The organism is Streptomyces oryzae, from assembly GCF_017676365.1.
Classification (GTDB): domain Bacteria; phylum Actinomycetota; class Actinomycetes; order Streptomycetales; family Streptomycetaceae; genus Streptomyces; species Streptomyces oryzae.
On the sequence record NZ_JADKMA010000358.1, the window covers coordinates 1 to 2,961 of the forward strand.

Genomic DNA, 2,961 nt, shown 5'->3' on the forward strand with positions numbered 1-2,961 from the left:
ACTTGAGCCTGGCAGACCCCCTGAGAGGCCGCAAGGGAAAGCACCTTGCGGCCTCTCAGGGGGCCCGCCGGGCGGCTCGTGCCGGAAAGGACCCGGCTGGACGCCTCCTTGTGCCCCTCGTGGGCGCGCCGCGCTGCGGCGCATGAGGAGGAGGTGTTCATGTCGGCTCTTTCCCGATGAGGAGGGAGCCGACTTGCTCTCCTGCCTCAGAGCGGGGCGGGAGTCAGCGGAAGGAGCACACAGTGCAGGCACCCGAGCAGGCAGGGCCCGAGCGGCAGTCGCTGGTCCTGGGCGTGGAGCGACTGACCAGGATCCAGGACCGGTACGCGGAGCGCCTCGCCTCCGACAACCAGGGCAGCTCCGGCGACGCCCCCTGGCCGGGCGGTGACGGCAACCTGAGCGACCACTGACGGTCCCGGCAGCGGCGGGGGTCGGCGCGATTCGTCGCGTCGGCCCCCGTCGGCCTTTCCGCACTACATCAGTGCACTCAACAGGAGGAAGAAGTGACACACCAGTTGGTGAACGCCATCGAGAACGCGCTCGGCTGGAGCGGCCCGGAGAGGCTGGGCAGGGAATTCGCGCGGGGGAACGTCGGTGACCCCGAGCTTCTCTCCCGGATCCTGACGACGGACAAGCTCATGGACATCGCGATGCGCAGGAGCCTCTACCGTCCGCAGTTCCGGCTCTTCCAGGACGGCAAGGAGGTGCACCCCGGGGAGTACTTCACCGACTCGGTCAGCCCGCGGGGCCAGAGCATCCCGATGGTGAACATGCAGAGCCTGGGCGGGCTGCTGGAGGAGGGTGCGACGCTGATCACGGATCAGCTCAACACCTTCGACCCGACGATGGAGGTCGCCTGCCGGGCCCTGCAGTGGTGGTCCCACGAGCGGGTGCAGGTGAACGTGTACCTGACGACGAACGAGGCGTCGGGTTTCCCCATGCACTGGGACGACCACGACGTGGTGATCGTGCAGCTCGCCGGTGAGAAGGAGTGGGAGGTGCGCGGCACTTCCCGGCCGGCTCCGATGTACCGGGACGCCGACCCCAACAACACCCCCAGCGAGGAGGGTGTCTGGTCGGGGGTCATGCGGCCGGGCGACGTCATGCACATCCCGCGGGGTTTCTGGCACCAGGCGACGCGTAACGGCAGCGGCTCCGGCTACAGCCTGCACGCGACGTTCGGCTTCACCAAGCGGACGGGGGCGAGCTGGCTCACGTGGCTGTCGGACCGGTGCCGGATCGAGGAGATCTTCCGGCACGACCTGGACCGGAGCCCCGGGGCCGACACGACGGCGCTGCAGGAGGCGGCTGTGGAGCTCGTCCGCAGGGCCTCTCCGGCGGACTACCTGGCCGAGTACGAGCAGCAGGCCTTCGCGACGCGCTACGTACCCTACGTGGCCACCTTCGGGCCGCTGGAGGCGGTGGTGTGCATCACCCACTTCCGGCCGGAGATCGAGCGGGAGGGCTCGGTGGTGCGGGTGACCGCCGCCGGGCGGAAGATCCTCTTCTCCGAGGAGGCTCTGCCGGCGCTGCGGATGCTGCTGGGCGGTGGCCCCGCCGACCTGCGGGCCGTGGAGGCGGCTGTGGGCTTCGGGGTGACCGAGCTCGCCGAGACTCTGGTGAAGGAGGGACTGTGCGCGCCGCTCACCCCCGAGTTGTTCTCGGGCTACACCGGTCTCGTCACGAGCCGGCTGTTCTGAGGGAGGCGCTCGACCTGGGGGTTGGGGCTCTCGACACGAGCTCCAACTACCTGGGTTTCCGTTCGCACGAGACGTTGGCGCGGGTCGCTGGTGACCTGCTGCCGCGGTTCAGGGTGTCGACGAAGGTCGGGTACTTCCCAGTGCCCGGCCGGGCGTCGGAACACTCCCTGGAACCGGAGCGTCTGCGTGCGGCGGTGGAGCGCGCGGCCCAGGACCTGGGACGGGAGCCGGATGTGGTGTTCCTGCACAATCCGGAGCACAGCCTGTCCGCAGGTCCTGAGGCGGCGCGCTGCGAGCGGCTGGCGGCTGCCTGCCACGTTCTGGAGGATGCCGCGTCGAGCGGCGTGTGCGGGTCCTGGGGCATCTCGTCCTGGGACCCGCGCCCTCTGGGCGCACTCGTGGCCGGGCTGCCGCGTCCCGATGTCCTGATGGTCCGTTCCGGCCTGCTGGTCAAGAACGAGGTCCTCGAAGCAGCGGAGCTGCTTGCCGCGAAGCTGCGTCCGTCGCAGCTGTGGGGGATGAGTCCCTTCGGCGGCGGTGCGGCGGATGCTGCGTGGGAGGGGTTCGACCCGCGGGTGTTCCTGCGGGAGGCGGAGCAGGCCACTGTGATGCAGGCGGCCTTCCGCGCTGCCTGCCGTCTCCCTGCGGTGGATGCGGTGGCGGTTGGTACGGACAGCCCTGTCCATCTGCGGGAGCTGGTGAGTTCGCTGGCTCTTGAGGTGGAGGAGGACGTCGTCGGCCAGTACCGCCGCCTTCTGCGGGAGGCTGCCGGCAGGAGCGAAGCCCGGCAGTGAGCCGGGGCGGGCCCGCGCGCATTCGCGCGGGCCCGTGACTCCGTACGAGGAAGGGCGCGACCAGTCGGCCGGACCTGGAGACCAGGTCCGGCCGGTTCTGGGTCCGGCCGGTTCTGACCGGTCGAGGGCCGGGTCTGGTCCGGGTGCTGGTCGGCTCGGTGCTGTGGCTGCCAGGTGGGGGCTCGGCGCGGAGGGGTGATCCTCTGCATGGGACAGCCCATCGGCGGCGGGGGAGGACCGCAGTGCCGCCAACCCGCCTTGGGCTTCGGTGGGTTGGCCGAGGCCGACCGCCTGTTGTTCTGCGGGCGGGGCCCGCGGCCCCTGGCCCGGTGAGGTGAGTTGGGCCCCGTGTGGGGCTTGCGTGCCGGGGTGCTCGTCCACCTCCGGTCGTGAGAAGCGACCACTGCTGTGGTGCGGGGCTCTGCGCCCCCCTTCCCGGTGCCTGAGCCTGCACCACGCCGGAACGG

The 2,961-nt window shown here is 70.7% G+C and carries 3 protein-coding genes; all 3 read left to right on the plus strand.

Translation table 11 applies throughout. The annotated features are described in order from the left end of the window. Nucleotides 1–242: 242 nt before the first annotated feature. The 3 genes from ITI46_RS33945 to ITI46_RS33955 all read left to right on the plus strand — a co-directional run bounded on the left by ITI46_RS33945 (nucleotide 243) and on the right by ITI46_RS33955 (nucleotide 2,494). Nucleotides 243–410 (plus strand): hypothetical protein, encoded by a 168-nt coding sequence (locus tag ITI46_RS33945; protein WP_209243828.1) that lies wholly within the window; start codon nucleotides 243–245, stop codon nucleotides 408–410. 93 nt (nucleotides 411–503) lie between these two features. After that, a complete protein-coding gene (locus ITI46_RS33950; protein WP_209243830.1) occupies nucleotides 504–1,700 on the plus strand; it encodes a JmjC domain-containing protein in 1,197 nt (398 codons plus the stop codon). Between the two features lie 50 nt (nucleotides 1,701–1,750). Continuing rightward, the gene (locus ITI46_RS33955) at nucleotides 1,751–2,494 is read left to right on the plus strand and encodes an aldo/keto reductase (RefSeq protein ID WP_247747010.1); all 744 of its coding nucleotides are present in this window, start codon (nucleotides 1,751–1,753) and stop codon (nucleotides 2,492–2,494) included. Nucleotides 2,495–2,961 lie beyond the last annotated feature (467 nt).